22 protein-coding genes are annotated in these 23,930 nt (G+C 58.4%); 13 read left to right on the top strand and 9 right to left on the bottom strand.

Annotated features, from left to right (window positions below; translation table 11 throughout):
* Positions 1–34: 34 nt before the first annotated feature.
* The 13 genes from AC07Z7_RS04635 to AC07Z7_RS04575 all read left to right on the top strand — a co-directional run bounded on the left by AC07Z7_RS04635 (position 35) and on the right by AC07Z7_RS04575 (position 13,961).
* Positions 35–1,084 (top strand): CaiB/BaiF CoA transferase family protein, encoded by a 1,050-nt coding sequence (locus AC07Z7_RS04635; RefSeq protein ID WP_421563350.1) that lies wholly within the window; start codon positions 35–37, stop codon positions 1,082–1,084.
* A 129-nt stretch (positions 1,085–1,213) separates the two neighbouring features.
* The gene (locus AC07Z7_RS04630) at positions 1,214–2,452 is read left to right on the top strand and encodes a thiolase family protein (RefSeq protein ID WP_066788812.1); all 1,239 of its coding nucleotides are present in this window, start codon (positions 1,214–1,216) and stop codon (positions 2,450–2,452) included.
* A 33-nt stretch (positions 2,453–2,485) separates the two neighbouring features.
* On the top strand, positions 2,486–3,247 hold the full coding sequence (locus AC07Z7_RS04625) for an SDR family NAD(P)-dependent oxidoreductase (RefSeq protein ID WP_056642823.1): 762 nt from the start codon (positions 2,486–2,488) through the stop codon (positions 3,245–3,247).
* A gap of 112 nt (positions 3,248–3,359) precedes the next feature.
* A complete protein-coding gene (locus AC07Z7_RS04620; protein WP_066788815.1) occupies positions 3,360–4,157 on the top strand; it encodes an ABC transporter ATP-binding protein in 798 nt (265 codons plus the stop codon).
* Positions 4,154–6,121 (top strand): AMP-dependent synthetase/ligase, encoded by a 1,968-nt coding sequence (locus AC07Z7_RS04615; RefSeq protein ID WP_066788817.1) that lies wholly within the window; start codon positions 4,154–4,156, stop codon positions 6,119–6,121. Before AC07Z7_RS04620 ends, AC07Z7_RS04615 begins: the two co-directional genes overlap by 4 nt.
* Complete coding sequence (locus AC07Z7_RS04610; RefSeq protein ID WP_056743883.1) at positions 6,118–7,002, top strand: branched-chain amino acid ABC transporter permease; 885 nt, start codon at positions 6,118–6,120, stop codon at positions 7,000–7,002. The genes AC07Z7_RS04615 and AC07Z7_RS04610 overlap by 4 nt, the downstream gene beginning before the upstream one ends.
* Complete coding sequence (locus AC07Z7_RS04605) at positions 6,999–8,057, top strand: branched-chain amino acid ABC transporter permease (protein WP_260668949.1); 1,059 nt, start codon at positions 6,999–7,001, stop codon at positions 8,055–8,057. The genes AC07Z7_RS04610 and AC07Z7_RS04605 overlap by 4 nt, the downstream gene beginning before the upstream one ends.
* Before the next feature lie 84 nt (positions 8,058–8,141).
* Positions 8,142–9,392 carry an ABC transporter substrate-binding protein gene (locus AC07Z7_RS04600; protein WP_082759273.1) on the top strand — a complete coding sequence of 417 codons (1,251 nt, stop codon included), beginning with the start codon at positions 8,142–8,144 and terminating at the stop codon, positions 9,390–9,392.
* A 60-nt stretch (positions 9,393–9,452) separates the two neighbouring features.
* Positions 9,453–10,241: an ABC transporter ATP-binding protein gene (locus AC07Z7_RS04595; RefSeq protein WP_409886579.1), complete on the top strand. Its 789-nt coding sequence runs from the start codon at positions 9,453–9,455 to the stop codon at positions 10,239–10,241.
* A gap of 43 nt (positions 10,242–10,284) precedes the next feature.
* Entirely contained in the window at positions 10,285–11,436 is a 1,152-nt protein-coding gene (locus AC07Z7_RS04590) for an acyl-CoA dehydrogenase family protein (RefSeq protein ID WP_066788828.1), read from the top strand.
* Between the two features lie 96 nt (positions 11,437–11,532).
* On the top strand, positions 11,533–12,213 hold the full coding sequence (locus AC07Z7_RS04585) for a TetR/AcrR family transcriptional regulator (protein WP_066788831.1): 681 nt from the start codon (positions 11,533–11,535) through the stop codon (positions 12,211–12,213).
* A gap of 454 nt (positions 12,214–12,667) precedes the next feature.
* Complete coding sequence (locus AC07Z7_RS04580; protein ID WP_494765471.1) at positions 12,668–12,943, top strand: H-NS histone family protein; 276 nt, start codon at positions 12,668–12,670, stop codon at positions 12,941–12,943.
* A 61-nt stretch (positions 12,944–13,004) separates the two neighbouring features.
* Complete coding sequence (locus tag AC07Z7_RS04575) at positions 13,005–13,961, top strand: OST-HTH/LOTUS domain-containing protein (RefSeq protein WP_494765470.1); 957 nt, start codon at positions 13,005–13,007, stop codon at positions 13,959–13,961.
* A 710-nt stretch (positions 13,962–14,671) separates the two neighbouring features.
* On the opposite strand, the gene AC07Z7_RS04570 is transcribed toward AC07Z7_RS04575, so the two are convergent.
* The 9 genes from AC07Z7_RS04570 to AC07Z7_RS04530 form a co-directional block, all read right to left on the bottom strand.
* On the bottom strand, positions 14,672–15,643 hold the full coding sequence (locus AC07Z7_RS04570; protein WP_494765469.1) for a recombination directionality factor: 972 nt from the start codon (positions 15,641–15,643) through the stop codon (positions 14,672–14,674).
* A 123-nt stretch (positions 15,644–15,766) separates the two neighbouring features.
* On the bottom strand, positions 15,767–16,780 hold the full coding sequence (locus AC07Z7_RS04565; RefSeq protein ID WP_494765468.1) for a YqaJ viral recombinase family nuclease: 1,014 nt from the start codon (positions 16,778–16,780) through the stop codon (positions 15,767–15,769).
* Between the two features lie 168 nt (positions 16,781–16,948).
* On the bottom strand, positions 16,949–17,962 hold the full coding sequence (locus AC07Z7_RS04560; RefSeq protein ID WP_494765467.1) for a DUF932 domain-containing protein: 1,014 nt from the start codon (positions 17,960–17,962) through the stop codon (positions 16,949–16,951).
* 321 nt (positions 17,963–18,283) lie between these two features.
* On the bottom strand, positions 18,284–18,613 hold the full coding sequence (locus tag AC07Z7_RS04555; protein WP_494765466.1) for a hypothetical protein: 330 nt from the start codon (positions 18,611–18,613) through the stop codon (positions 18,284–18,286).
* Between the two features lie 56 nt (positions 18,614–18,669).
* The gene (locus tag AC07Z7_RS04550) at positions 18,670–18,837 is read right to left on the bottom strand and encodes a hypothetical protein (RefSeq protein ID WP_494765465.1); all 168 of its coding nucleotides are present in this window, start codon (positions 18,835–18,837) and stop codon (positions 18,670–18,672) included.
* A gap of 251 nt (positions 18,838–19,088) precedes the next feature.
* Entirely contained in the window at positions 19,089–19,442 is a 354-nt protein-coding gene (locus tag AC07Z7_RS04545) for a hypothetical protein (protein WP_494765464.1), read from the bottom strand.
* 251 nt (positions 19,443–19,693) lie between these two features.
* Complete coding sequence (locus AC07Z7_RS04540) at positions 19,694–20,839, bottom strand: YagK/YfjJ domain-containing protein (protein WP_494765463.1); 1,146 nt, start codon at positions 20,837–20,839, stop codon at positions 19,694–19,696.
* Positions 20,840–21,359: 520 nt separating this feature from the next.
* Complete coding sequence (locus tag AC07Z7_RS04535) at positions 21,360–22,790, bottom strand: YfjI family protein (RefSeq protein WP_494765462.1); 1,431 nt, start codon at positions 22,788–22,790, stop codon at positions 21,360–21,362.
* 71 nt (positions 22,791–22,861) lie between these two features.
* Positions 22,862–23,146 carry a hypothetical protein gene (locus AC07Z7_RS04530; RefSeq protein WP_494765461.1) on the bottom strand — a complete coding sequence of 95 codons (285 nt, stop codon included), beginning with the start codon at positions 23,144–23,146 and terminating at the stop codon, positions 22,862–22,864.
* Positions 23,147–23,930 lie beyond the last annotated feature (784 nt).

Below are 23,930 nucleotides of genomic sequence, written 5' to 3'. Positions count from 1 at the left end.
TTAGAGTAAAAAATTAAATTTGTGGAATTTTTTGATGAAAACTCAGACGCGATCGCCAATGCCTCCGCTTCTTGGAATCAAGATCGTTGAGTTCGAGGGAATTGGCCCAGGGCCCTTGGCGGGGTTCATGCTGATGCAAATGGGTGCGGACGTGACCGTGGTTGGGCGGCCCGGTGCGGGCTCACTGCCTGACGAGCTAACGCCGAAAGACGGGGCGCTCTTGTCTCGTGGTAAACGGCGCGTCACGTTAAATCTCAAGCGGGCGGAGGACAAGGCGCAGGCGCTGGAGTTGGTCGCGCAAAGCGACGGAGTGATTGAAGGCAACCGCCCGGGTGTGATGGAGCGCTTGGGTCTGGGCCCCGATGTATGCGGTGAACGCAACCCGCGGCTTGTGTATGGACGCATGACAGGCTGGGGGCAGGATGGGCCGCTGGCCCAGGCAGCCGGGCACGACATGAACTATGTCGCTCTTACGGGGCTGATGTCGCTCACCGAGCAGCCGGGACACCCCCCCATGCTTCCGCCTACGGTGGTCGGGGATGCTGCCGGTGCGCTTGGGCTCGGGTTTGGAATGGTGTCGGCGTTGCTTGGCGCCCGGAATACTGGGCAGGGTTGCGTAGTCGACGGCGCCATCGTGGATGTGTTGGCCATGCTGTCGCCGCTTGTGCAGCTGATTCGCCAAGGCGGTGGCGTGGACGGCAGTGAACCCAGTGTCTTCCATGACTCGCCCTTCTACGACCGTTACTTGTGCAGCGACGGCCGATACATCACGGTCGGTGCGATCGAGCCCCCGTTCTATGCCTTGCTGTTGAAGCAGTTGGAGCTGACGGATGTGGATCCCGCGCAGCAGATGGACAAGTCTTCGTGGCCGTCTCTCAAGGCGCGGATCGCGCAGCGCTTTGCTTCGCAACCCAGTGTGCACTGGAATGCACTGATGGAGGGCACTGACAGTTGCTTCGCGCCGGTGCTCAACATGGCCGAAGCCGCCTCTCATCCCCACAACGTGGCCCGTGGCCTGTACGGCGTGACTGCGCAGGGCGATATTGAGACCATGCGGGGCATGCGATTCCTGCCGCTGCGCTGAGCAGCGAATGTGATTGCCAAGGGATTTCCCTAGCAAATTTTTTTTAATTTTACTTTAAAGTAAAACAACTTTATATAGAGTAATTTTTTGGTTGCATGGATTGCATGAAACCTGCCAAGGAGAAGAAAGATGGAAGATATCTATGTGGTCGGTGTCGGTATGACGCCCTTTGGTCGGCATCTGGACAAGGACATTAAGGCGCTCACGCGTGAGGCCACTGCAGCTGCTTTGGCGGATGCGGGTTTGCAAGAGGAAGACCTGGAAGCCGCCTTTTTTGGCAACACTTCCCAAGGGCATATGGATGGCCAGCACATGATTCGTGGGCAAATTGCGCTACGGGCAATGGGCATCGGGCGCATTCCGGTGGTGAACGTCGAAAACGCTTGTGCAAGCGGCTCGTCGGCGTTCGTTCTAGCCTGCAATCACCTCAAGTCGGGTGCTGGCGATGTCGCTTTGGCCGTTGGTGCAGAGAAGATGTTCTCAACCGACAAGCTCAAGATGTTCTCGGTGTTTGACAGTGCCTGGGATCTCTCGCGTGCAGAAGAGATCCGTGCGGAGCTGATGAAGATGGGACGCGACGTGGCTGTGCCTGAGGGGAGTACCTCACCCAGGCCGTACAGCGTTTTCATGGACGTGTATGCCGCGTTTGCACGATCGCACATGCGCACCTTCGGGACGACGCAGCGCCAGTTGGCTGCCGTGTCGTCCAAGAACCATGCGCATTCCATGCACAACCCGCTGTCGCAGTACCAGATGGCCTACAGCATCGAGGAAGTGCTTGCTGCGCCGCCGATCACCTATCCCTTGACCCTGCCCATGTGCTCTCCTGTGTCTGACGGCGCAGCAGCGGCCGTCCTGTGCACACGCTCGGCGCTCAAACGCCTCAACATCGATGAAAAACGTGCCATCAAGGTGTTGGCGGCCGTGGTGCAAAGCGGTTCTGACCGGAGCGAGGACGACTACACCAACCACTGCACGGCTTTGGCTTCGCGCAAGGCGTATGAGCTGGCGGGTGTTGGCCCAGCAGATATCTCGGTGGCCGAGGTGCACGATGCCACGGCCATGGGTGAAATCATTCAGACAGAAAACCTCGGTTTCTGTGAGTTCGGCATGGGCGGTGTGATTGCCGAGCGGGGTGATACCCGGATTGGTGGCCGCATTCCCGTTAATCCGTCCGGCGGCCTGGAGTCTAAGGGGCACCCTGTTGGGGCCACCGGTATTGCCCAAGTCCATGAGTTGGTAACTCAGCTTCGCGGGGAAGCCGGACTGCGGCAGGTGACTGACGCAAGGATTGCGCTGGCAGAAAACGGTGGCGGTCTTGAGGGCATTGAAGAAGCTGTTGCCTGTATCACCATCTTGGCGCGCTGAGCGCTGCACTCAATAAGAGACAAGAGAAATAGTATGGATGTCAAAAATACCATTGCCTTCGTCACAGGAGCTGCTTCAGGCCTGGGGCTCGCCACTTGCAAGGCATTGCTTGCGGCCGGAGCGAGCGTCATGGCGGTTGATCTGGACGAAGAGCGCCTTGCGAGCGAGGTGCTGCCGATGGGCGAGCGCGTGCGAATCCAGAAGGTTGATGTTTCGGACGAGGCCAGTGTGAAGGCTGGCGTAGACGCGGCAGTGGCGGAATTTGGTGCGCTGCATGTGGCGGTAAATTGCGCGGGAATTCTGGGTCCCTGCAAGACGCTTTCAAAGGGCGAGTTATTCCCGATGGATCTTTGGAACCGGGTGATCGCCATCAACCTGACCGGGACCTTCAACGTGGTGCGCTATGCGTCGTTGGCCATGTCGCAGAACGAGCCCAATGTCGACGGTGAACGGGGGGTCATCGTGAACACGTCATCTGGTGCTGCGTGGCAGGGTCAAGTGGGCCAGGCCGCATATAGCGCCAGCAAAGCGGCGGTCATTGGAATGACGCTTCCGGTGGCGCGGGATCTTGCGCAACACGGAATCCGAGTGGTGGCCGTGGCGCCTGGTCTGTTTGAGACCGCCATGTCTGCAGGCATGCCAACGAAGGTGTCGCAAAACATTATTGACAACGTCATCCTCTTTCCTCATCGCATGGGGCAGGCACAAGAGTTCGGTGGACTGGTTCGGCACGTTGTGGAAAACGCCTATTTGAATGCCACCACGATCAGCCTGGATGCGGGTGTCCGTTGTTAGTCGTGGTCCATTGATCGCTGCGAGCATTCCCGCAAATGGATGCGTAGACCCTGCAAAGGTCTTATGAAGGAAATTCGATGGACAAAGCCAAGAATTCAGAGTGGAGGTGCCAATGAATGCAGCCATTCAAAGCCAGCGGGAAGGCGTGGTGCTGACAGCCCAGAATCTGCTGCTGCAGTTCGGTGGAGTTGTGGCGCTGAATGATGTTTCGATTGATGTGCGCAAGGACGAGCTGCTGGCAATCATCGGGCCGAACGGAGCGGGAAAGTCTTCTCTGATGAACTGCCTGAGCGGGTTCTACCGCCCCAAGAAAGGCGAGATATCCCTGGCCGGGCGCAACGTGCGCGACATGGCGGTTCACGACGTGGCGGCACAGGGCCTGGCGCGCACTTTTCAAGGTACGCACATTTTTTCGGGCATGACCGTTATCGAGAACCTGATGGTGGGGCGCCACATGCACATGCGGGCCAATCTCGTGCAGTCGTTTTTCCATTTCGGCCCGGCAAAGCGCGAAGAAGTTTTGCATCGGGAGGTAGTGGAAGAAATCATTGAGTTTCTTGAAATTGAATCCATCCGGCATGTGCCGGTGGGCAGCCTCGGTTATGGGCTTCGCAAGCGCGTGGACTTGGGGCGCGCACTGGCCCAAGACCCGAAGATTCTGCTGATGGATGAGCCTATGGCCGGTATGAATACGGAAGAGAAGGAAGACCTGGCACGTTTCATTCTGGATGTGCGCGAGGCAAAGCGCATTCCTATTGTTTTGGTGGAGCACGACATGGGTGTGGTGATGGACCTAGCTGACCGCATCGCTGTGCTGGACTTTGGACGCAAGATCGCCGATGGAACGCCCAAGGAAATCCAGGCTAATCCCGCTGTGCTTAAAGCCTACCTTGGAGAGGGCGTCCAATGAAACTCGAAATCGCGACTCTTCCCCAGTTGCTGCGCAAGCATGCGCATGCCAATCCCAGCCGTCTTTCCCAGCGCCATAAGCAGCGCGGAATTTGGCGGGAGTACAGCTTTGCGGATGTGCAGCGCAACGTTCGAGAGATTGCGCTGGGCATGCACCAAGCGGGCGTCAAAGCGGGCGAGACCATTGCCATCATTGGTGAGAATGAGCCACAGCATTACTGGGCCGAGTATGCCGCGCATGCACTGGGATGCAAAGTTGTATCCATGTACCCGGACCTCACTTCGGAGGAGGTGGCTTATCTTCTGGACGACAGCGAAGCAGTCATCTTGTTCGCGCAGGACCAAGAACAGGTTGACAAGGGCCTGGATGTCCGGAACAAGACTTTGAAGATGCGCCACATTGTGTATTGGGACGAAACGGGGATGTGGTCGTATAACGACCCCATCCTGCATACCTTCGATGGCATGCAGCGGCAAGGGCGTGAAATCCATCAACGTAACGGAAAGATGTACGACGCGCTAGTGGATGCGGGAGCCCCCGATGACATAGCGGTTCTTTCTTACACTTCCGGCACGACGGGGCAGCCTAAGGGCGTCATCCTCACGCATCGCTTCTTAATCGACAACGCGCAGCGCTTGATCGATTCCATGGATGTGAGGCCGGGTATGGAATACCTGAGTTACATCGCGCCATCCTGGGCCACTGAACAAATATATGGCATCACCATGGGATTGGGATTGCCCATGGTAGTGAACTTCCCTGAGGGCCCGGAGCAGGTGTTGTCCAACATTCGGGAATTGGCAGTGGAAGGTATGACATTTGCTCCGCGCCAGTGGGAAAGCATGGCGTCCTCTGTGCAGGCGCACATGCTCGACGCAGGACCCATTCGACGAGGTGTCTACGAGTGGGGCATGAAGATCGGTCACACCGTCAATGTGGGGCGCTTGGATGGAAAACCCGTTGGCCTGCTGGACCGGTTGCTGTTTCCTATCGCCAATGCACTGGTTCTGCGCCCGTTGCGAGATCTGCTCGGCCTGACCCGGCTGCGCTGTGCCAGCTGCGGTGGTGCCACCATGGCACCAGATGTGTTTCGCATGTTCCATGCCATGGGTATACCGCTGCGCAACATCTATGGCTCCACCGAAACCGGGTTGCTGACATGCCACCAGGGTGACCGATTTGATCTGGAGACCGTAGGACACTGGATGAAGGCGCATCCAGAGGCGGGCCCACCATTGGAATGGCGCTTGAGTGCGGACGGCGAACTGCAGATCCGTGGCGGAAGCCCGTTTCTGGGCTACTACCGCAGAGAGAGCTCCGTAGAGTCTAAGGTGAAAGATGGCTGGTTCTACACGGGCGATGCCGTAACGAAAACGGAGCTAGGCGAGCTCGTGTTCCTGGAGCGGTTGTCGGACTTGAAGCGCTTGCGCAGCGGCGAAACCTTCCCGCCGCAGTTCGTCGAGACACGCCTTCGGTTCAGTCCCTTCATCAAGGACATCATGACGGTGGGAGACGAGACAAGGGACTTCGTGGCCGCTCTCATCAATATCGACATGTCTGTTCTGTCGCGGTGGGCAGAAGACAAGCGGATCGGATTCTCAACCTTCACCGATCTGTCACAGCGGCCAGAGATCGCCGAGTTGATCGGCCAGGAAATTGCCCGCGTGAACCAGTTTTTGCCGGCGCATGCGCGAGTCAAGCGATTCGCCAATTTTCCGAAAGAGCTTGATCCGGACGAGGGCGAGCTAACACGTTCGAGAAAGCTGCGGCGCGAATTCCTGGAGGTGCGATACGCCACGCTGATCAACGGTTTATATGACGGCTCGCACGCCGTGCGTATCGATATTCCTGTGACCTACCAGGACGGTCGGCGCGGCAATTTCGAGGCTCTGGTGTCCATCCATGACACGGACGCCGCAGGGTCAGACCACCTGGGCGCAGCCCGAAGCAGAGGACGGAAATGATCGATTTTATTAATTACCTGATAAACGGTGCGCTGTCAGGGCTTCTGTATGCGTTGATCGCCATGGGGTTCGTCGTGATCTATCGCGCGTCAAAGGTGTTCAACTTTGCACAAGGTGAGTTGGTGGTCTTTGGCGGCTACATGGTGTGGTGGACGATTATTCAGATGGGTCTACCGCTGTGGGTCGGATTGCCCGTGGCATTCGTTAGTGCTGCAATTTTTGGTTTCATGATTGAGCGGATATTTTTTGCCCGTCTGGTTGGAGAGTCTGTCTTCTCGATGGTCATGGTGACGATCGGTCTCTTGATTCTGATCCGAGGCGTTGTGTTGGTGCTTTTTGGCCCACAGGTGCGTGCTTTTCCGATCATCTTTCCTCTGGATCCGATCATCGTTGGCGATCTCATCGTCTCCCGTTCGATGCTCTACGGTGGAATTATGACCATCTTCATCGGCGTTGGTCTCTCCTGGTTTTTCAACCGGACAAGGGCTGGTTTGACCATGACGGCCGTGGCGGAAGACCACCAGGTGGCCATGTCCATGGGCATCTCGGTGCAGCGTTCCATTGCCTTTGCGTGGGTGCTGGGATCCGTGCTTTCCACACTGGGGGCGATAGTGCATTTGAGTGGCCGCTCCATCAACATGATGAGCTCCGACATCGGCCTGGCTGCTTTGCCGGTGGCCTTGCTGGCTGGGTTGGAGTCCCTCGCAGGGTTGCTGATCGCCGGTGTTTTGGTGGGTGTGATTCAGGGTTTGGCTTCGGCCTATCTCGATCCCCTGGTGGGGGGAGCGCTGGGCTCCGTCTTTCCTTTCATCATCATGCTGGTGGTGTTGTTAATTCGTCCCACCGGCATGTTCGGGTGGAAAACCATTGAGAGGGTATGAGCATGGATCCCGCAGGTGTATTCGCGACTTCTTTCGCCAAAGACCAAGCACTAATTCGCACGCGCAGCCAGGCGGTGGCATTGGGCCTGTTTGTTATCGCGCTGTTTGCGCTGCCCCTGATCAGCGAGGTCCGCTGGGTGGCGATCATGACCTCTATGCTGATTACTGCAGTGGTGGTCATGGGGCTGCAGATCAATACTGGTCTAGCGGGTCAGATCAATTTGGGCCAAGCTGCGTTCATGGGGGTTGGTGCGTATGCAACAGCGCTCCTAGCGACGAAAGGCCACCTGCCTTTCTGGCTGGCTTTGCCCATCGGCGGGCTGTGCGCGGCGCTTTTTGGGCTGGTGTTCGGATTAACCGCAATGCGCATAAAGGGTTTTTACCTTGCCTTGACCACGATTGCTGCGCAGATCTTGTTCCACTTTTTTGTGCTCAACCTGCCTGCCAAATGGCTGGGGGGATCTAACGGCATCACTCTGGAACCAGCACAGTTCCTTGGGTTCGTTTTCAACACCGATACCCGCATTTACTACCTGTGTCTGGTAGTGGCCTTCATCATGATTGCGGGCGCCTACGGCGTCGCACGCAGCCGCCATGGTCGAATTTTTGCGGCAGTGCGTGATGACGACGTGGCCTCAGGAATGATGGGCATCAATGTCGTGCGCACCAAGGTACTTGCCTTCTTGCTGGGTGCGTTTTACGCGGGCATCGGTGGAGGGCTCTGGGCTTACTACGTCAGGTTCGTGGCGATTGACCAGTTCACCCTGATCCACTCGATATGGTTCATCGCGATGATCATTGTGGGTGGCATGGGGTCGGTGACGGGCGCGCTGATCGGCGTTTTTGTTATCCGTACTGCCCAGGAGACGATCACCATCGTGGGCCCTTCACTGGTCGAGAACTTTTCCTTCCTGAGCGGAGACGTTGTTTTCGCAGTGATGAATATTTTCCTGGGTGGAGTCATCGCGGCCTTTCTGATCTTTGAGCCACGCGGTCTGATGCACCGGTGGAACATCGTCAAGCGGTCTTATCGCATGTGGCCCTACCCATATTGACCGCAATCCTGTTTTCTGCAGCCACCTTAGGCGCTGGGAAGGGCTGATCCAATGCAAAGCGCTACTACAAAAGGAGACATTTTTATGAAAACGAATCGAGCAAAGTTGTCGGCAATGGTCAAGCTGGGGCAACGCGGCGCTTTGCTGGCGTCAACCTTGTGCCTTGGCGGCATGGCACAAGCTCAGACTACTTACAACGTGGCTGGCCTGGCTGACTTCACCGGACCTTTCGCAGACATCATGAAAGATATGACGGGATGCCGCCGTGCGGTACTCGACTGGTGGAGCGAAGAGGTCGGTAAGGCGCAGGGCGTGGCATTGCGAATCAAGGATTTCGACACCCGCTATGACGTCGCCCAAGTGGCCAGCCTCTGGCCAGGCATCAAGTCCGAGCTCAACCCGGTGGCTGTTCTGGGTGTGGGCGGTGCAGATACCAATGCACTGCAGCAGCGCTTGCCTAGTGACAAGGTGCCTCTTGTCCAGTCGACAGCAGGATATGGATTCGCTTGGAAGGGTGATAACTGGGTGTTCAATGCCCGTGCCACTTACCCGCACGAAGCGGCTGCGTTTTATGTGTGGATGCAGAAGAAGTCGGGTTCGCCTGTTCCTCTCAAGGTGGGGGTGATTTCATCGGAAGTATCGCCGGCCTACGTGGACATCCACAAAGGTGTCGAGAAGTTCGCTAAGGACAATCCGAAGATCATTGAAGTCGTTGAAACGATTTATACCGAAGCACAGCCGACCGACCTTACCCAGCAGGTCAGCCGCCTGGTCCGCAAGGGGGCCACGGTACTGCAGGTGTTCAACAATACAGCATCGGTAGTGGCGACACGGCGCGCCCTGCAAAGCCTTGGAAAAACCAATATTCCGATAGTGGTTAGCGCTCATAACGGGTTGCTTTCGTCGGGGAAAGCGCTGGGTGACCTGAGCCAAATGGATGGAAACTTTGAGGTCTATGGCATGGCCATGGCCGCCGAAGGCGCAACACCGGCACGGGACTTCTTCGAGAAACTGCGCAGCCAATACAAGTTGCAAGCCGCCTACAACTCCGCCTGCATTATGGGCATGAGCCAAGCGATGTTGACGGTTCGTGCCGTTGAAAATGTTGTCAAGGTCAAAGGTGCTGGCGGTGTGACGGGCGAAGAGGTTCGCGCTGCACTGCTGTCCACCCCCATGCCTACCGAGCGCAGCTTTGGCTTGTTGCCCAATATCAAGTTCAACAATGATGCGCCGTTCCCGACCTCGGGCACAGCCGTCAACATCGGCACCGTCGAAAAGGGAAAGTACAAACTTCTCGAGCAGAACGTTCCGGTTCCTGTGTTGAACAAGTGGTAATTGCAAATCGGCCTGGGTCTCGGGCCACCGAGACCCAGGCCACATCATCTGGAGCTACCCGTGCTTGAACTGAACAACGTTGAAGTCCTCTACAGCGACGTCATTCTTGCTGTCAAAGGCATTACCGCCAAAGTCCCCGCTGGACAGTGCGTGACCTTGCTGGGCGCCAATGGCGCTGGCAAGAGCACCACGCTCAAGGCCATCTCCAACCTGGTTAGGACAGAGGATGGTCGTGTGACGGCGGGGAGTATCAAATTTGATGATGCGGACATCACAGGTGCGAACCCAGTCGATGTCGTTCGCAAAGGGTTGGTGCACGTCATGGAAGGGCGCAAGGTTTTGCGTCACATGACGGTGGAGCAGAACCTGGTAGTGGGCGGCCACATGGGCAGCGCCAGCGAGGCCAAGGAAATGCTGGACGAGGTGTACGACCGCATCAAGCGCCTGGCAGCCTTGCGCAGTCGCACGGCGGGTTATTTGTCCGGCGGGGAGCAGCAATTGCTAGTGATTGGCCGAGCCCTGATGGCCAGGCCCAAACTGGTAATGATTGACGAGCCCTCACTCGGCCTGGCCCCGTTGATGGTCGATGAGGTCTATGGTTTGTTAAATGACCTCAAAACGAGCGGCCTGACGCTGCTAATCGTTGAGCAAAACACGCGCGTTGCCCTCGACTTGGCCGACTATGGCTATGTGATGGAGAGTGGGCGGATCGTTCTGGAAGGACCATCCAGCAGCCTAAAGACCAACGAGGACGTACGGGAGTTTTACCTCGGCCTGACGGTCGATGGGGAGCGCAAGAGTTTCCGCGACATGAAACATTACCGCCGCCGCAAGCGCTGGCTGGGTTGACCGCATTGGGTCAGCCGTTTTCCAAGTTTTCAAGGATGGGTTTATGAGCATCGTTTCCAATGCATTGCTGAGCGAACAAGAAGTCATTATTCGGGAGTCTGCCCGGCGTGTCGCGACTGAAGTGGTGGGTAGCACGGCCGCCGAACGTGATCGCACGGGGGCTTGGCCACACGACGAAATCAAGGCAGTTGCCGACGTAGGCTTCATGGGCATGCTCGCCCCGCCAGCACACGGCGGTTCCGGGCTTTCATTTGTGGAGTATTGCCTGGCTATTGAAGAATTCGCAGCGGCCGATGGTGGCTTCGCCACCATGATGCACGTCCACAACTCAGCTGCGCACGTGTTACGTAGTTTTGGAACCGAACAACAGATGGCCCGCCATCTGCCGGATCTGGCCAGTGGCAAGCGCATTGGTGCCTTTTTATTGTCAGAGCCCCATGCAGGCTCGGATACCGCAGCCATCCGGACCACGGCTAAGCGGGACGGCGACGTTTATGTGATCAATGGCAGCAAACAATGGATTTCCAACGGCAGTGAAGCGGGCTTTGCGCTCGTCGTGGCAGCAACTGCGGAACCAGGTGCCCGTCACCGCTTCAGCCTGTTCATCGCGGACCCTGAAGATCCAGGCTACCAATGCTTGCGTATCGAAAGGAAGCTGGGCCAGCACACGGCCCACACGGCTCAGATTCAGCTGGACAACATGCGTGTTCCAGTTCAGAACATGATCGGCGAGGAAGGGCGCGGGTATGGCAAAGCACTATCGCTGTTGTCCGATGGGCGCATCGCAATCGCCGCCCTGGCCATCGGCATTGCCCGTGCAGCGTTGGAGGCGGCCATCCGCTACGCCAAAGAGCGCGAGGCCTATGGCAAGCCACTCACCGAACTGCAGGCCATTAGCTTTGATTTGGCGGAAATGGCCATGCAGGTTGAGGTGGCGCATCAGTACATGCTGTATGCAGCTCGTCTTACGGATGCGGGCCTGCCAACCAGTAAGGAGGCCTCCGTTGCTAAACTCTATGCCAGTGAAATGGCTGAAAAGGTTTGCTCTGCGGCGCTGCAAGTGCATGGTGGCTACGGGTATGTCAACGACTTCCCGGTCGAGCGCTATTATCGCGATGTGCGCGTTACAAAGATCTACGAAGGCACTAGTCACATTCAAAAGTTGATCATTGCGCGCAGCATCCTGGCTGGCTGATGAGCACGGCCTTTCTCCGCAGCCCTACCGGCGAAAGCAGTTCGAAACCATTTGCCTCAGTTAGCGATACGAATGCCCGCAAGGAATACAACATCAATGAGTACGCAAATTGAGGCAAAACCCAAGTCACGCCCACGCGATCCTGCAAAGAGATCGGGCAAGGGCGCGAAATGGAACAATGCGGTCAGCGGCGCGGATGAGCAGTACCAGCTCAAAAAGCAAGCTGTCATTGCGGAAGCTTCGCGCGCATTTGGCCGCCATGGGTACAAGAATGTCTCCTTGGACGAGATTGCAAAAACGCTCAACGTCACCAAGCCTGCCCTTTACTACTACTTCAAGAACAAGCAGGAACTTGTCTACGAATGCCACGAGCTTGCCATGCATTTGGGAGATCGCGTCTTGCAAGACGCGATCGCTTCGGAAAATACTGGTTTCGGTCGGATCTCGGTCTTCATTAAGAACTACATCTCGTTGCTAACGGATGAAATGGGCGCACCGGCGATCCTCCAGGATTTCTCCGGTATGACTGTGGCGGATCAGAAAAAAATCACTTTGCGTCGGCGAAAGTTTGATCAAGAGCTGCGCAAAGTGCTCGAGGGGGGTGTTCAGGATGGTTCCATTGCCCCGTGCAACGTGAAATTGGCGGTGTTCTGGTTCATGGGCGCTGTTAGCTCGATTACCCAATGGATGCATATCGATGGCAGCCTTGGAAGCGACGAAGTGGCCGATATTTTTATCGGTTTTCTTGCGCATGGTATTCGTCCCAATCAAGGGTGAATCTGCTTACTTGTCGCATTCCGGGCGACTATATGGTCGCGTCTGGACCAGGTGCGTATAAGACCCCCGAGCCACTCTTTTATTGTCGGCATAGGCATCTTGCTGCCCAGCGCTAGCTGGGGTCTCAGCGGTTGATCCCTGATGATTGCGATAAAGGTCAGGTTGCGGCGGAAGTCGACATTGACCAAGAAAACTTGGACGACCGCACGCAGCCTTTTGCTGTCGTTCAGCCGTCAAGTACGAACGGCAGCACCCAGCCTGTTCCTGCCCCTGGAGGCCGAGTCGATTGGACGAACCTGATGCCCGTAGCTGTTCAGCCTCGACTTCGCTGGCCGGCTTGGTCTCCCCTCCCGGGTCTGGAGAGGCGTAGAAAAACGACTTGTCTCCGGACGACTTCAGTTTTGGTGCTACAAAGCCGAAAGGGTATCCCCCAGTTTCCTGAACCTCTTGTCCCATGACCACCTACGCAGAACTCCTGGCCCAGAAAAAACTCCTCGACGAACAAATCGCCAACGCCAAGAAGGCCGAGTCCGAACAGGCCCTCCAAACCGTCCTGCAACTCGTGCAGGAATTCGGATTCACCGCCCAGCAAGTCTTCCCCTGGAAGCCCCAGCCCAAGAAGGTTGCCGCCAAGTACCGGGATCCAGCCACTGGTGCCACCTGGTCCGGCCGGGGCAAGCCGCCCCAGTGGATTGCGGGCAAGGACCGCACGCCCTTTGTGATCGGCTGAACCGATTGAGTCAGGACTTTGGGTAGGAGAAGCCAGAAGACTGGACGGAAGATCCAAACCGATGACCCACGACGCCTTGCCACCAGAGAAGCTCGGCCCTGAGATCCAGCGCGATGTCCAGCGCCTTCTTGGACGCTGCATGGTGCGCATCCAGCAGTATGAAAAATCCCTGAAGGTCCTGCTTGCACACCACGAACTCGCGGGCCCCGCAGAGACATTGGAAGCCCAGCAAAATGTGCGCGCGCAAAAGCTGTCCAACCAGACACTCGGACAACTGGCCGGTCTCCTCTTCGAAACCTTTGTGGTCCCCGAGGGGTTCGAGCGTGATCTCCTGCCCGAAAACAAGACACCGACCGACCGCATCTCATTTGCGCACAGCTTCCGAATAACCCAGGCTCCCGAGCAATGGGAGCAAACCAAGGCCGCCATCCAGGAGCTTGTGACCCTGCGCAACGAACTTGTGCATCAGTTCCTGTACCGTTTCGATCTGTGGGATGAGCAAGGGTGTACAGATGCCATTGCCTACCTGCAAGAGGCCTACCAACGCATCGACACCCATTTCCAGGAGCTGAGGGCATGGATGCTGAACCTGTTGACCGCGAGAGAAGCCATGGCCTCGCTCATGAGGTCGGAGGTCTATCTCAACCTCCTGATCAATGGCATCAACCCGGACGGCAGCTTCGAGTGGTGGCAAACCGGCATCGTTCGAGCGCTGCGCACGGAGGTACAGTCGCTTGCCGGGGACAACTGGATTCCGCTGGAAGCTGTAAAGGCTCAGGTGCTTGCTCGGCATCCTGATCAAACCCCTCAGAAGTACCGCTGCACCACCTGGCAGCAGGTACTGACCGAGTCCACGGAGTTCGATCTTGAATACCGCCGTGAATCCGACACAGCACCCAAACGGGCATGGGTGCGCTTGCGCCCCGAGCGCCCACCGAGTAGCGGGTCCAAGGAACGCAAGCGCCCTGGGCGCGGCCCACGGACACCACCATCGGAGCAGATCAATGGGGCGGATTGAAGGTGGGTGAATGCGGCGATCACCCGTGTGTGGAAGGCACGATAGCCATCGCCGCAATCACCATCCCACAGTCCAGTCCCCCTTCCACCGTACGCGCCGACCACACGCTACGAAACTCCGACACCCGAACGGCCGCCTCGTGAAACGGATAGGCCCCAGGAACCAAACACTGGTTGTGCCCCAAGCCCCACCCAGGATGCACCCGGGTATCCAGGACGAGGAGTCCGGACGCCTTCGTGCACACCACACTGCCTGATCCATCCCCCACCGGACTCCAAGGCCCTTCCACACCGACCACGAGCATCCACTGAGGTGGCGGGGAAGGCCGGCGAGGAGCGCCCCGTTCCTCCCTGGCAATTGATTGCCACAGCAGCAACACCAGGCCACCTCGGTGAACCGCGTCGTGACACAGTGCCAGCAAGTCCGAAGGCGTTTGCTCCCAGACCAACTGAGCATGGCATCCCGGCAAGAGCCGCTGCGCATGGCGCAACACCCCGGCCGCACTGGTCACCGTTGGCACTGCCACCCGCCGGCCAGTGAGCAAGGCCACTGCCTGCTGCAGTGCCACCGCCCCCGTGCGATGCGGCGGTGCTCGATGCCTCACCAGAATCCCCGGAAGCACTTTGGCACCTGGTGATGAATCCGGCCCACTGCGATAGCAAGGCACCGTCTCCATCACCAACCCCACCGCATAGCGCCGAACCAGCCCTTCAGGCCCCCGCATGGGAAACCCCCGGATCACCCGTTGCGGTGGCACGCGCTCCCAGTGCCTCCTGCTTGCGATGCAGCTTGCCTCTTAGCGAAATCGGCGCAGGTGCTTGCATAGCTCCCCCGTCTCTATCTCCATCAGCATCGGAATCCGGATAGAACTCCTCGACGACCTCCACCCCTTCCTCTTCCGACTCCTCGAACTCCCCCAGCGCCAAACCTTGCCGCGCCGCTTCATCCAGCGCTGCCTGGTCCAGCCCCAGCGCAGCCTGCTGTTCCCGCTCCTGCCGCGCCAATGCCACGACCTGGGCCAGACTGGTTCCCGCTCTCAGCATCAGATCCACGTAGTAGATCGGCGTGCGGTGCGACAGCGTGGTGGACTTGCCCCGCAGCCGAAGCTCCAGGGGTAACCCGGCCAGCAACCCGCCCGACACCGCAAACAGATACCGCAGCCGTGCCGACAGTGTCCGGATGCTGTTGAACCCTGTGGTCCGGAACACAAAGCTGCCCAGTTCATCGCCAGCCAAGCCCGCTTCGGTACTCCCCTCCGCCTCCACCCGCACGTGCAGCCGCCCATACGGCTTGCAGTTCCCATCCTGCGCGAGCGCACACACCGCAGGCGAAGGGCAGGGCAGGGATTGCATTCCGGACAATGTCACCCGCTTGCAGCTCTCGCCATCTCCGACACACAGCGGCCTTCCCGTGGCCCGATCAAACATGGTGTAGTTCGCCCGCAGACTCAGATCCGGATCGTCAAACAACAACCGCACCGGAATGCTGCGCAGCTTCGCCCCCGGCTCCTTGCGGAGTTGGGCATCCGCCGGATGCGGAACCCACCCTTCCTTGTTCTGTACCTGGCTGGTCAGGGTGAACTCATCGTCCTTCTCCGGAAGACGGCGTCCTGCCTTCTCCACCACCCGCCCAATCGCAATCCGCCCGATCACGGGCGGTGTCAAAGCCAAACCTTTGAGCATGTGAATCTCCTTGTTGAATGTCAAAACCCCCCCCAAAGCACAACGGGCCCCACCGTCACCGATGAAGCCCGTCTGGGGATGCGTGAATGAAATGAATGAACCTGCGGGCTCGATGGCCCAGCCTCAGGTCTGCACCAGAAACCTCCGACTCCCGGGCTTGGTCACCGTGTACGCCCGCGCGATCTCCGGCTGCTCCTTGGCCAGCCGCGCTGTATCCAGCTGCGTCCCATCCCGGCTGCGTTTGAAACTTACCTCCCCGTTCTCAAACACCGCCCGGGTGGAATCCCCCATGCGCTGCTGAATCGTCTGCTTGAGCTGGGCTTCCAGAGCCGTGTTGGTCGCCAACACCTCCCGCACCGCCAAAAGATCCGAGAACACCGCTCCCATCACCAGGTCATGCTTGAGATTCAGGGTGAAGCCCGTGTCCCGGGGATACAGCGCCCGCAAAGCCCGGTCTGCAGAATCTGACCCATCGGCCGGCGGTGCCTGGCCCCGTTCCACATACCCCCAGAACTCCCGCTCCAAGGTGATGAGTTGGGCGATCAGCTCTTCATCCCGTTCGATCCGAAAAATCTGCAATTCCTGACCGCCGAGCAGCAAGGCCACATCCGCCGCCTGCTTGCCCGTCACAGCCAGCTGGTGCTGCACCTGCAACTGCACATACTCCGGCACCCCATCCCGCCAGAGCCAGGCCCCCTGAATCCCCGCTGTCTTGCACTCCAGCAACTGAACATCGGGGGCTCCCGTGACCTCCCGGTCGATATTGGCCAGCATCCAGGGATGCTCAGGATGCTGCAGCACTGCATTGATGCGCCGTACCCGATTCCCGGTTCGGCGGGTGTAGTGGGCTGCCACGATGGGCTCCAGAAGCGAGCCCCAGTACATCGGACTCTGATCGTCCGCACCCCCGTCGCCCGGTGGGGCGGTGGGAGCACGACCGGTCTTCTCCATCCAGAGCTCCAACTGCAACTGGTAGGGATTGAGTCCCACCGCAGCCGCAGCATCCGAACTGCCAATGCCTCCCTTGCGCACCTGCAACCACTGATCGCGATCCAGGTCCTGGGTCTTGACCAGCCGGAGGGCAGGGCGGGGTTTGGTGAGGGATGTCCCCACCGGTGAAACAACAGGTTGAACCATGCTGACTCCTAATGTGAAAGAAACGAACACCAGCACTACCCCCGAAAAAGCAAAAGACCCCGGTCCACTGAAGGAGCCGGGGTCTATGCCGCGAAGAGCGATGCGGGTGAGTGAATGGACAAATCGCAGGACAAAAACCAGGCCGAACCGCCAGAGCGGTAGACCCCGTCACGACGCCAACTGCAATGCCTGCTCCAACGCCCGCTGCTTGAGCGTGGCCCCCTGGCCAAACCAGGCACTATCCAGTCGGTACTCCTGACTGCGCGCCCGGCGCTCGTGGTCCACGAACTCGGTGACGGCGCACAAGAGGCCCCAGGCCGTGCCCTTGGCGGCTGCCAACTCCGCACCCCGGCCCTGGCCCTCGTACATGGCCTGCACCTTCTTGAGCGCACGCTCATTGGTCAGACCTGCGGACGCATCCGCATGACCGTCGGTTTGGCACAGCACCTTGAGGAAGTAGTTCATGGACTCGTGGCTCTTGACCTTGCGCTCGGACAAGGTCTTCATCCTGTACATGAACCCGTCCCATTGCGAGACGGCAATGCCCAACTGCTTCTTGACTGCTTGCGCATCAAAGCTGGTGCTGTGGGGCACTTTGATCGCACTCGATGTGCCGGATAGGGCAATGGAGAGGGTGTTGTTGCAGACCACGCGCACCGTTGTCGGCGTGGCCGTGGTGGCAAGCGTCCCATCACAGGACGTAGCCAACAGCAGATAACCATTGACCACGTCGTTGCCCTTCAACGCCGAGGACTTGCCCGTACGGGCCAAAGCCCAGAACTTGCGCCCAGCCTTGAGAACTCCAGCGGTCTCCAGCTCATAACCAGAGACTTCTGTCAGATCCCGATAGAACTCCAGCACCTGCTTGGGCTGCACCACCTGGTAGCGGGCACTGACCACTGACAGAGGGGCCTTGGTATCGCTGCGGTACAGCACCTTCTGGTCGGGGAACTCCATGGGTTCGCCGTAGAGGTCCGAGACAGAAGAAGCGGCACCAGATCCAGAGTCAGAACCCGTACCGGACTCCGTGGCCATGTAGCGCACGGGTGTCTCGCGGATGGTCCAGTCCATGCCCGCTTCACGGGCCCAGACATCGATGGGTTGTTTGGCGGGCAGCTGCTGACCCAGGTTGTGCCAGGGGGTCTCGCCGACATAGGCCATGGTTTGAACGAGATGTGCCATTGAAAAAACTCCTGTGAAAAAACAAAGAACGAACAGAAAAAGCAAACCAACGCGCACGGCTGCGCCACCACGAAGCCGTGGTCAGTCATGTGCGTTGTGGAAAAAAGGCAGGAAGGCGTTTAAGCCCCGTGCCAGAAAGACCGAAGCCAGCCCCTGCGGTCAGAACCGCAAGGCCTTACATCGTCTCGACGCTGAACCCCCGCCCGCAGTGGCGACAGTGGCGGTTGTGTAGGATCTTGGCGTCAATGGCTTCGCCCAGGGCGGCGCCGACAGCGCAGCCTGCGGCGGCACCGACCATGGCGCCAAGGACGGCGCCCGCGATCACGCCCAGCGTGCTACCGGCAGGGCCTGCAGGTGAGCCCAGCGCAGCGCCCAACTCCGCTCCCAGCTGAGCGCCCCCGGCTGCGCGGGCCGTTGCCGTGGCAGCACCGGCGAGGGTGCCGATGGCGCTGCCGATGCGACGGCCCAGGTGGCTGGGGGTGGTGCGGGCTGAGCCGCAGTGGGGGCAACAGACACCGGCATGGCCGTGCGGGTACGCCGTTTGGTAGCGCCCCTGGGGGTGAACAGGCCCAGGCCCCGACCCAAAAAGTGCCGGGTGAGGTGGAGCACTGCCTGGATGGTCTTCAGGATCTGCGTCGTCGTCTGGATCATCCGGGTAGGTTGAGTGCCCGGGATGGTTGCCTTGGAAAGCACCGGTTGGCATGCATTCAGACCTCAGACGGGGAGGGCGTGGGTGGCACGGTGCGGCGGCTGCGACCCTCGCTGGCCAGGGCGGCATCGATGTAGCTGATCAGCACCAGTGTGAAAAGAATGCCTGCTAGGTAGGCGACGGCACAGGCGGCGAGATTCTCTAGTGGGGAGGGGGTTTCTGACATGGGTGACTCCTTGAATGCTTGGGAGATGTCTGGACCCCGACGAAAAGAGGGGGCTCAGACGGCATAAAGCCCGTGCAGGCGGGGGGCTTGCACAGGCTCTAGGAGGTGATATAGGGCTGAGATTTTTTTGAATCAACTTTGCCGTCGATCGTGGCCCGGTTCTCAGCGTCGGTACAAAAACGCCTGATGCTGATTGCTGTCAGCTGTGTACCATCAGGGACGAAATGTCTATCGGGGCACCTTGTTGAACATCACGGTTTTTGTTTGAGGTGCGCCAAAAACGCGGTGCCGTGCTGAACGCATTTTTTCCGCACGATGTAGGGGGTGGCCTCTTTGCCACGCATCAAGGCGCGGACAACGGAGCGACTCGTCTGTTTTCCTGGGTGCGAAGTGGAATGGCCGTGGATGACGAGAAGAGACTCCTTACCCTCGTTGTATGCAGCGACCAGCGCTTCCAAGGACTTGGCATGCACGGCGTCCATCACCTGGTTGTAGGACATTTCGCGAGGACCGTGCTGGCGTCCGGGCGATGCCAGATGAAGGTCCAGCTCAGCCTGCCCGGCGGTTCGGAGTTTTGTCCAGTCGCCTTCTTGCTTGATGAACACTTCTAGTCCCTCTATCAGTGGAGCCGCGCCTGCACGAATAGGTTGGCGATATCTTGGGCCCGCATGCACATGGTCCATTCACTGGGGACTGCGTTTCACTCACACGCCGCAGGCCCTGGTGATCGATGCTACCTGTTATGCAGGCGCATCGATCATCGAAGAGTAACGTCTGGCGAAGAGATCGACTCGCTTCTGAGACGTAAAAAGGGAGCCATGTAGGCCCCCATTCGATCAACACTCCCTGGTCCACGCTATCCAGTGGCGTACCTGTTCGAAATCCGTTTGGGGCCGCGTTTAGGCGTTTCTTTCGGCAGATTGCTGTGTGTCAATGTGGCAATGCGCCCCAGGGGCTTTACTGTCAAGCCCTGCTCTTCGTCATTCACCAGATACGTGATCGCTTCGTTCATAAGCGCATCCCGTTTTTTCTGGTCGTAGTGGTCAATGAGGCCAACGCCAGTCGCTTTTCGAGAATCCGTTGGAGGATGACAAATGTGAAAGCGTCCTCGTCCCTTTGTGATGCAGTCCCGCCAGTACTCGCCGATCAATTTGGCCTGCCAGTAGTAGGCATGCCGCTTGGAGCCATCGAAGAAAAAGAAAGCGTGGAAATGGCAACCACCTTGGGATCCTTGCTCCAGCTTGAGGATGTACCCAAGAAGGTGCTCGGAGATACTGGGCTTGTGCCGCAGATTGTTGAACAGCGCAGCGCGATCAGCCAATGCCATCTGGACATCCGCGGCAGGGCCTTGCTGTTGGGCCGCATGGTTGGCCTCATGGACCTTCTTCAAGTAGCCAAAATCCATCCGAACAACCAGCAGGCGGGCATGGCGCTCGAACAAGCCAACTACCAGACTCTGCATGCCCTCCAGGCTCCTCTTGGCCTTTTCTTTGCTACGCGACAACTTAATTCGGAACCCTCGCTCTTGGACTCTTTGCCGTAGTTCCCGTATCACAAGGTTGATGTTCTCAATATCGAGATCGACCTGCGCCTGCCCGCAGCCGTTGGCACGAACGCCCTCTGCTGCCAGAGCCATATCCAGTGCGCCTTGATGGCTTTCGACCACGTCCAGGAAAACCTGCACCCGGTCCGTAAAACGCACCCGGCCATTCCACGCGGCCAGCACACTCACCTCGAATACGCGCATCCGGAAAAACCGCTCCAGTCGCCCCAGGTCCGTCGGAGGACGCATAGCAGGTGGAACACCCAGCAGCACGACCTCGGGCCCCGTGCTCTCGACCAGTCTTACGAACTCGTCGATCAATTGCAGGGTCCGGAAGAACGGCAGAGTATGTGGGGCTATGCATTGTTCCAGTCGAATTTCGTCGTGCAGCTTTTCCAGGTGGAGTGGGAGCGTGAGGTATCCCGGAGGAGATGTTGATGGGGTAGTGAAATCTTTCATGATGAATTGAAGTTAATTGTTATGAATATTTATTCTGAAAACCTAATTTCTTTGTTCTATCTTTAATCATTGGTGTTTATGTATTAATATTTTCAAATGTATATAATACTAATAACCAATTTGTTGATTATGTTTGGTTGCTTTAAATTGAGTGTGATGTAGTCAATTTACAGATGGTTTGCACAAAAAAATGCTGGGCCTGGACGTACGGTTTAAAGCGGGCAGCTCCAGAGCATCGGAGTCGGAAGTGCGAAACATCGCAGGCAGTCATGCACTATGCACACGAACCGTACGAGGAGAATCGCAAGTTTTGTACAGGTTTGTGCATGGTGCATGACTTGACCCATCGAGCGAGTAGCCGCTCCCGTCGTTCGTTCCTGATCGAAAAGAATCCCGGTTTTTTTCTTGAGTACCAGGCCGCGAGCTGAAAATCGGCCTGTGTTGCCTATTGGGGCCGATTTAGATAACACGGGATGTTGTGTAATAGACGCGTTCAACAGCCAACGAATTAGGTTGGGGCTTACACCACGCCGATGGAAAAACCAGGAGGCTGGAGCGTCTGGCCGTGGCTGGGCGCAGTTACCAAGCGTGCCATTTGATGGCGCACTAGATATTCAACGCAAGCCATGATGTGCGACTTCCCACGAATAGGTCCCTCACGACCGATTACGCTTAGGCGGGCTACCTGATGAATTCCCCAGTACTGCCGCTGCACGTAATTCAGCAGCTTTTGCGCATCGCTTGCTAGGGGGGAGAGAGGGCCGCAAGGATTGAAAATAATAACGAAGTGGTTTCCGAACCAACTCACGATGTCGATGGCATTGCAGACTGTCTCCGCCGGGATGAGGAGGCTGCTATTGGCCGGGCTGAATGTGTGCAATGAAGCAGCTACCCGGCAGACCTGTTCTCCAAATTTCGACGCGAAATCGCGGGTGTCGTGCAGTACGCGGCCGGGGGCAAGCTCAGGCTCCATGGTCACGAGGTGACCGTGCAGCAACGTCTTGGCTTCCCGATGCAACTCGAGTACTTCCAACTTGCCCGGCACTTTCGACTGCAGGCGATCAAGGTACGTCCGGGCAACCTTGTCTACCCAGTCGTAAAACTCGATCGGCCCGTCATACGACGTCATAGATGGTGGCGGGCGGTAACCTTGGTTGGATGCAACTAGGCAGATCAACATCCGGGCGCAAAAACCTGTGCCATACATGGCTTTGCCGCGCGTGCTGTTCATCAGACGTTGCCATACGTCGGGCTGCACCATCATGAGAACGGACACCCGCGGGTTGCGCGCAATCACCGAGTCACCGTTTGCGCGATGCAGCGCGATCATGGGGCTGCCGTCCCACGCTTGGTTCAAGACGCCGCTCGAGCTGAAAATTGGCCCGCTAATCATGGTTTCGCCTTCGTCGCTCACGAGAGCCACGATGTGATCATCTCCCTCGATGGCGTCCAAAAACGCACGCGTCGTTGCGTTCGATAGCATGAGGCCAGCGGTGCGGGGGGTCGTCGGTTTTGTAGCTTCGTGCTGCTTCAAACGGGCGCGAAGTTCATCGGTGGTCTCTCCGGCAAGCTCAAGTTTTGAAATCTCCGTTACGAAGCGCTTGCGCAGGGCATGCCACAGTTCGCACTCCGTCTGAATGTCCTGTGCACGTTGAATAGCGAGCGCTTCTGTTTTTTGCGCAAGTTCGTAGTGCCGCTTCAGCGCGTACTTGTCCACCGTGGACTTGCGGTCCCCGCGGTCGGCGAGTGTGATCAGGTTCAGGCTTGTCGGGCGCACGGGGCCGTGGGGGAGACGTACGTCGCGAATCCACTGGGTGGCGGTGGACATGGCGCCGAGCATGGACGCCGCGACGAGGTCATCAGGAGCCCCGGTTTCACGGATCAATTCCTGAGTGGCATTGAAGACCAGAGACGGGAAGGCGGACAGGGGAAATTGAGGAATTGGGCGCATTTTTTCGCTCCATGGGAAATCGGGAAAACTTTGACCCTGGCGCGACCTGCGCCAGGGTCAAGAACGATGCGTTACGCCGCCGATGGCTTTTCGGGGTGGGCGTTGGCGTCGTTGGCCGCTTCTTCCGGGCCATTGATGCGCTTCAGCCGCGCAGCCCACGCGTGCAGTTCGGCAACGACGAAGAATGCCGGGCCCTTTTGAGTGATGCGCACGGGAACGGGGAAGCCCTTGTCAAAATTAGTGTGTCCGGGCGTAGACAACTCGATGAGAAGAGTGCGGCCGATGCCAAGGAGCTTGGCTGCGCCGGAGCGCTTCACCAGGAGTTGGTTGCGTCCGGCAGCGTGGGCCTTGGCCATAGCCTCGGTGTGAAAAGCCGCCTCAGAGGGGGCGGGCTGCTCGCGAACCACGAGTGCGGGGGGCTCGGCCGCGTGAGCGTCAGCCGGAGTCTGGGAAGGGGGGGCCGCCTCGGGGGAGGTGGGAGGTTGGAGACCCTGCTTGGTAAATTCCATTGGAAACCTTTCGCAACGCCCACCGCTTTGGGGGGGGCGCCAGATGAATGTTGAAAATCTGGGCGCGAAAAGGGGCAGGAGTACCTATGGCGGCAAGGATGGCCCAAATCACGCCCTCCGCACGCTGCGCATGCGACAAGGGGACGCGCAAATGCGCGCCAGGTCTTGTAATTTGGGCCCACGCTCGCCGTAGCGAGGGGTTGCCAGCTCCTTGTAGAAGGAGTCCGCATGGCGGATGTGGCAGTGGGAGATGGCAGAGGCGCCACCTAGTATTGAACCGCTACCCGTGTGCTGCGGCACTTCGGGGTACACGGGATGAACGTCCTAAACCGCAACTCGGCGTGGTGCGTTGCGGGAGAGGGTCATCGAAGGGATTACAGATACGCACCAGCCGCTGATGCATAACCCGGCTCAGCGAGCAGCCCGTGACCATGGGTGGGCTGCCGCGATTCCGGAGGGGGGGGGGTGAGGTGCTGGCTCTTGATCAACAATAGAGTTTGGTCTGGGCAGTTTAGCGCGCGCAGGAACTGTTTGGCAAGTCGGAACTCGTTTTTCCTGGACCTGGACCTGGACCTGGACCTGGACCTGGACCTGGACCTGGACCTGGACCTGGACCTGGACCTGGACCTGG

Source organism: Acidovorax sp. GW101-11A03 (assembly GCF_059424825.1).
Note: the sequence above shows the minus strand (reverse complement) of the source record. Positions and strands in the feature narration are given on the sequence as shown.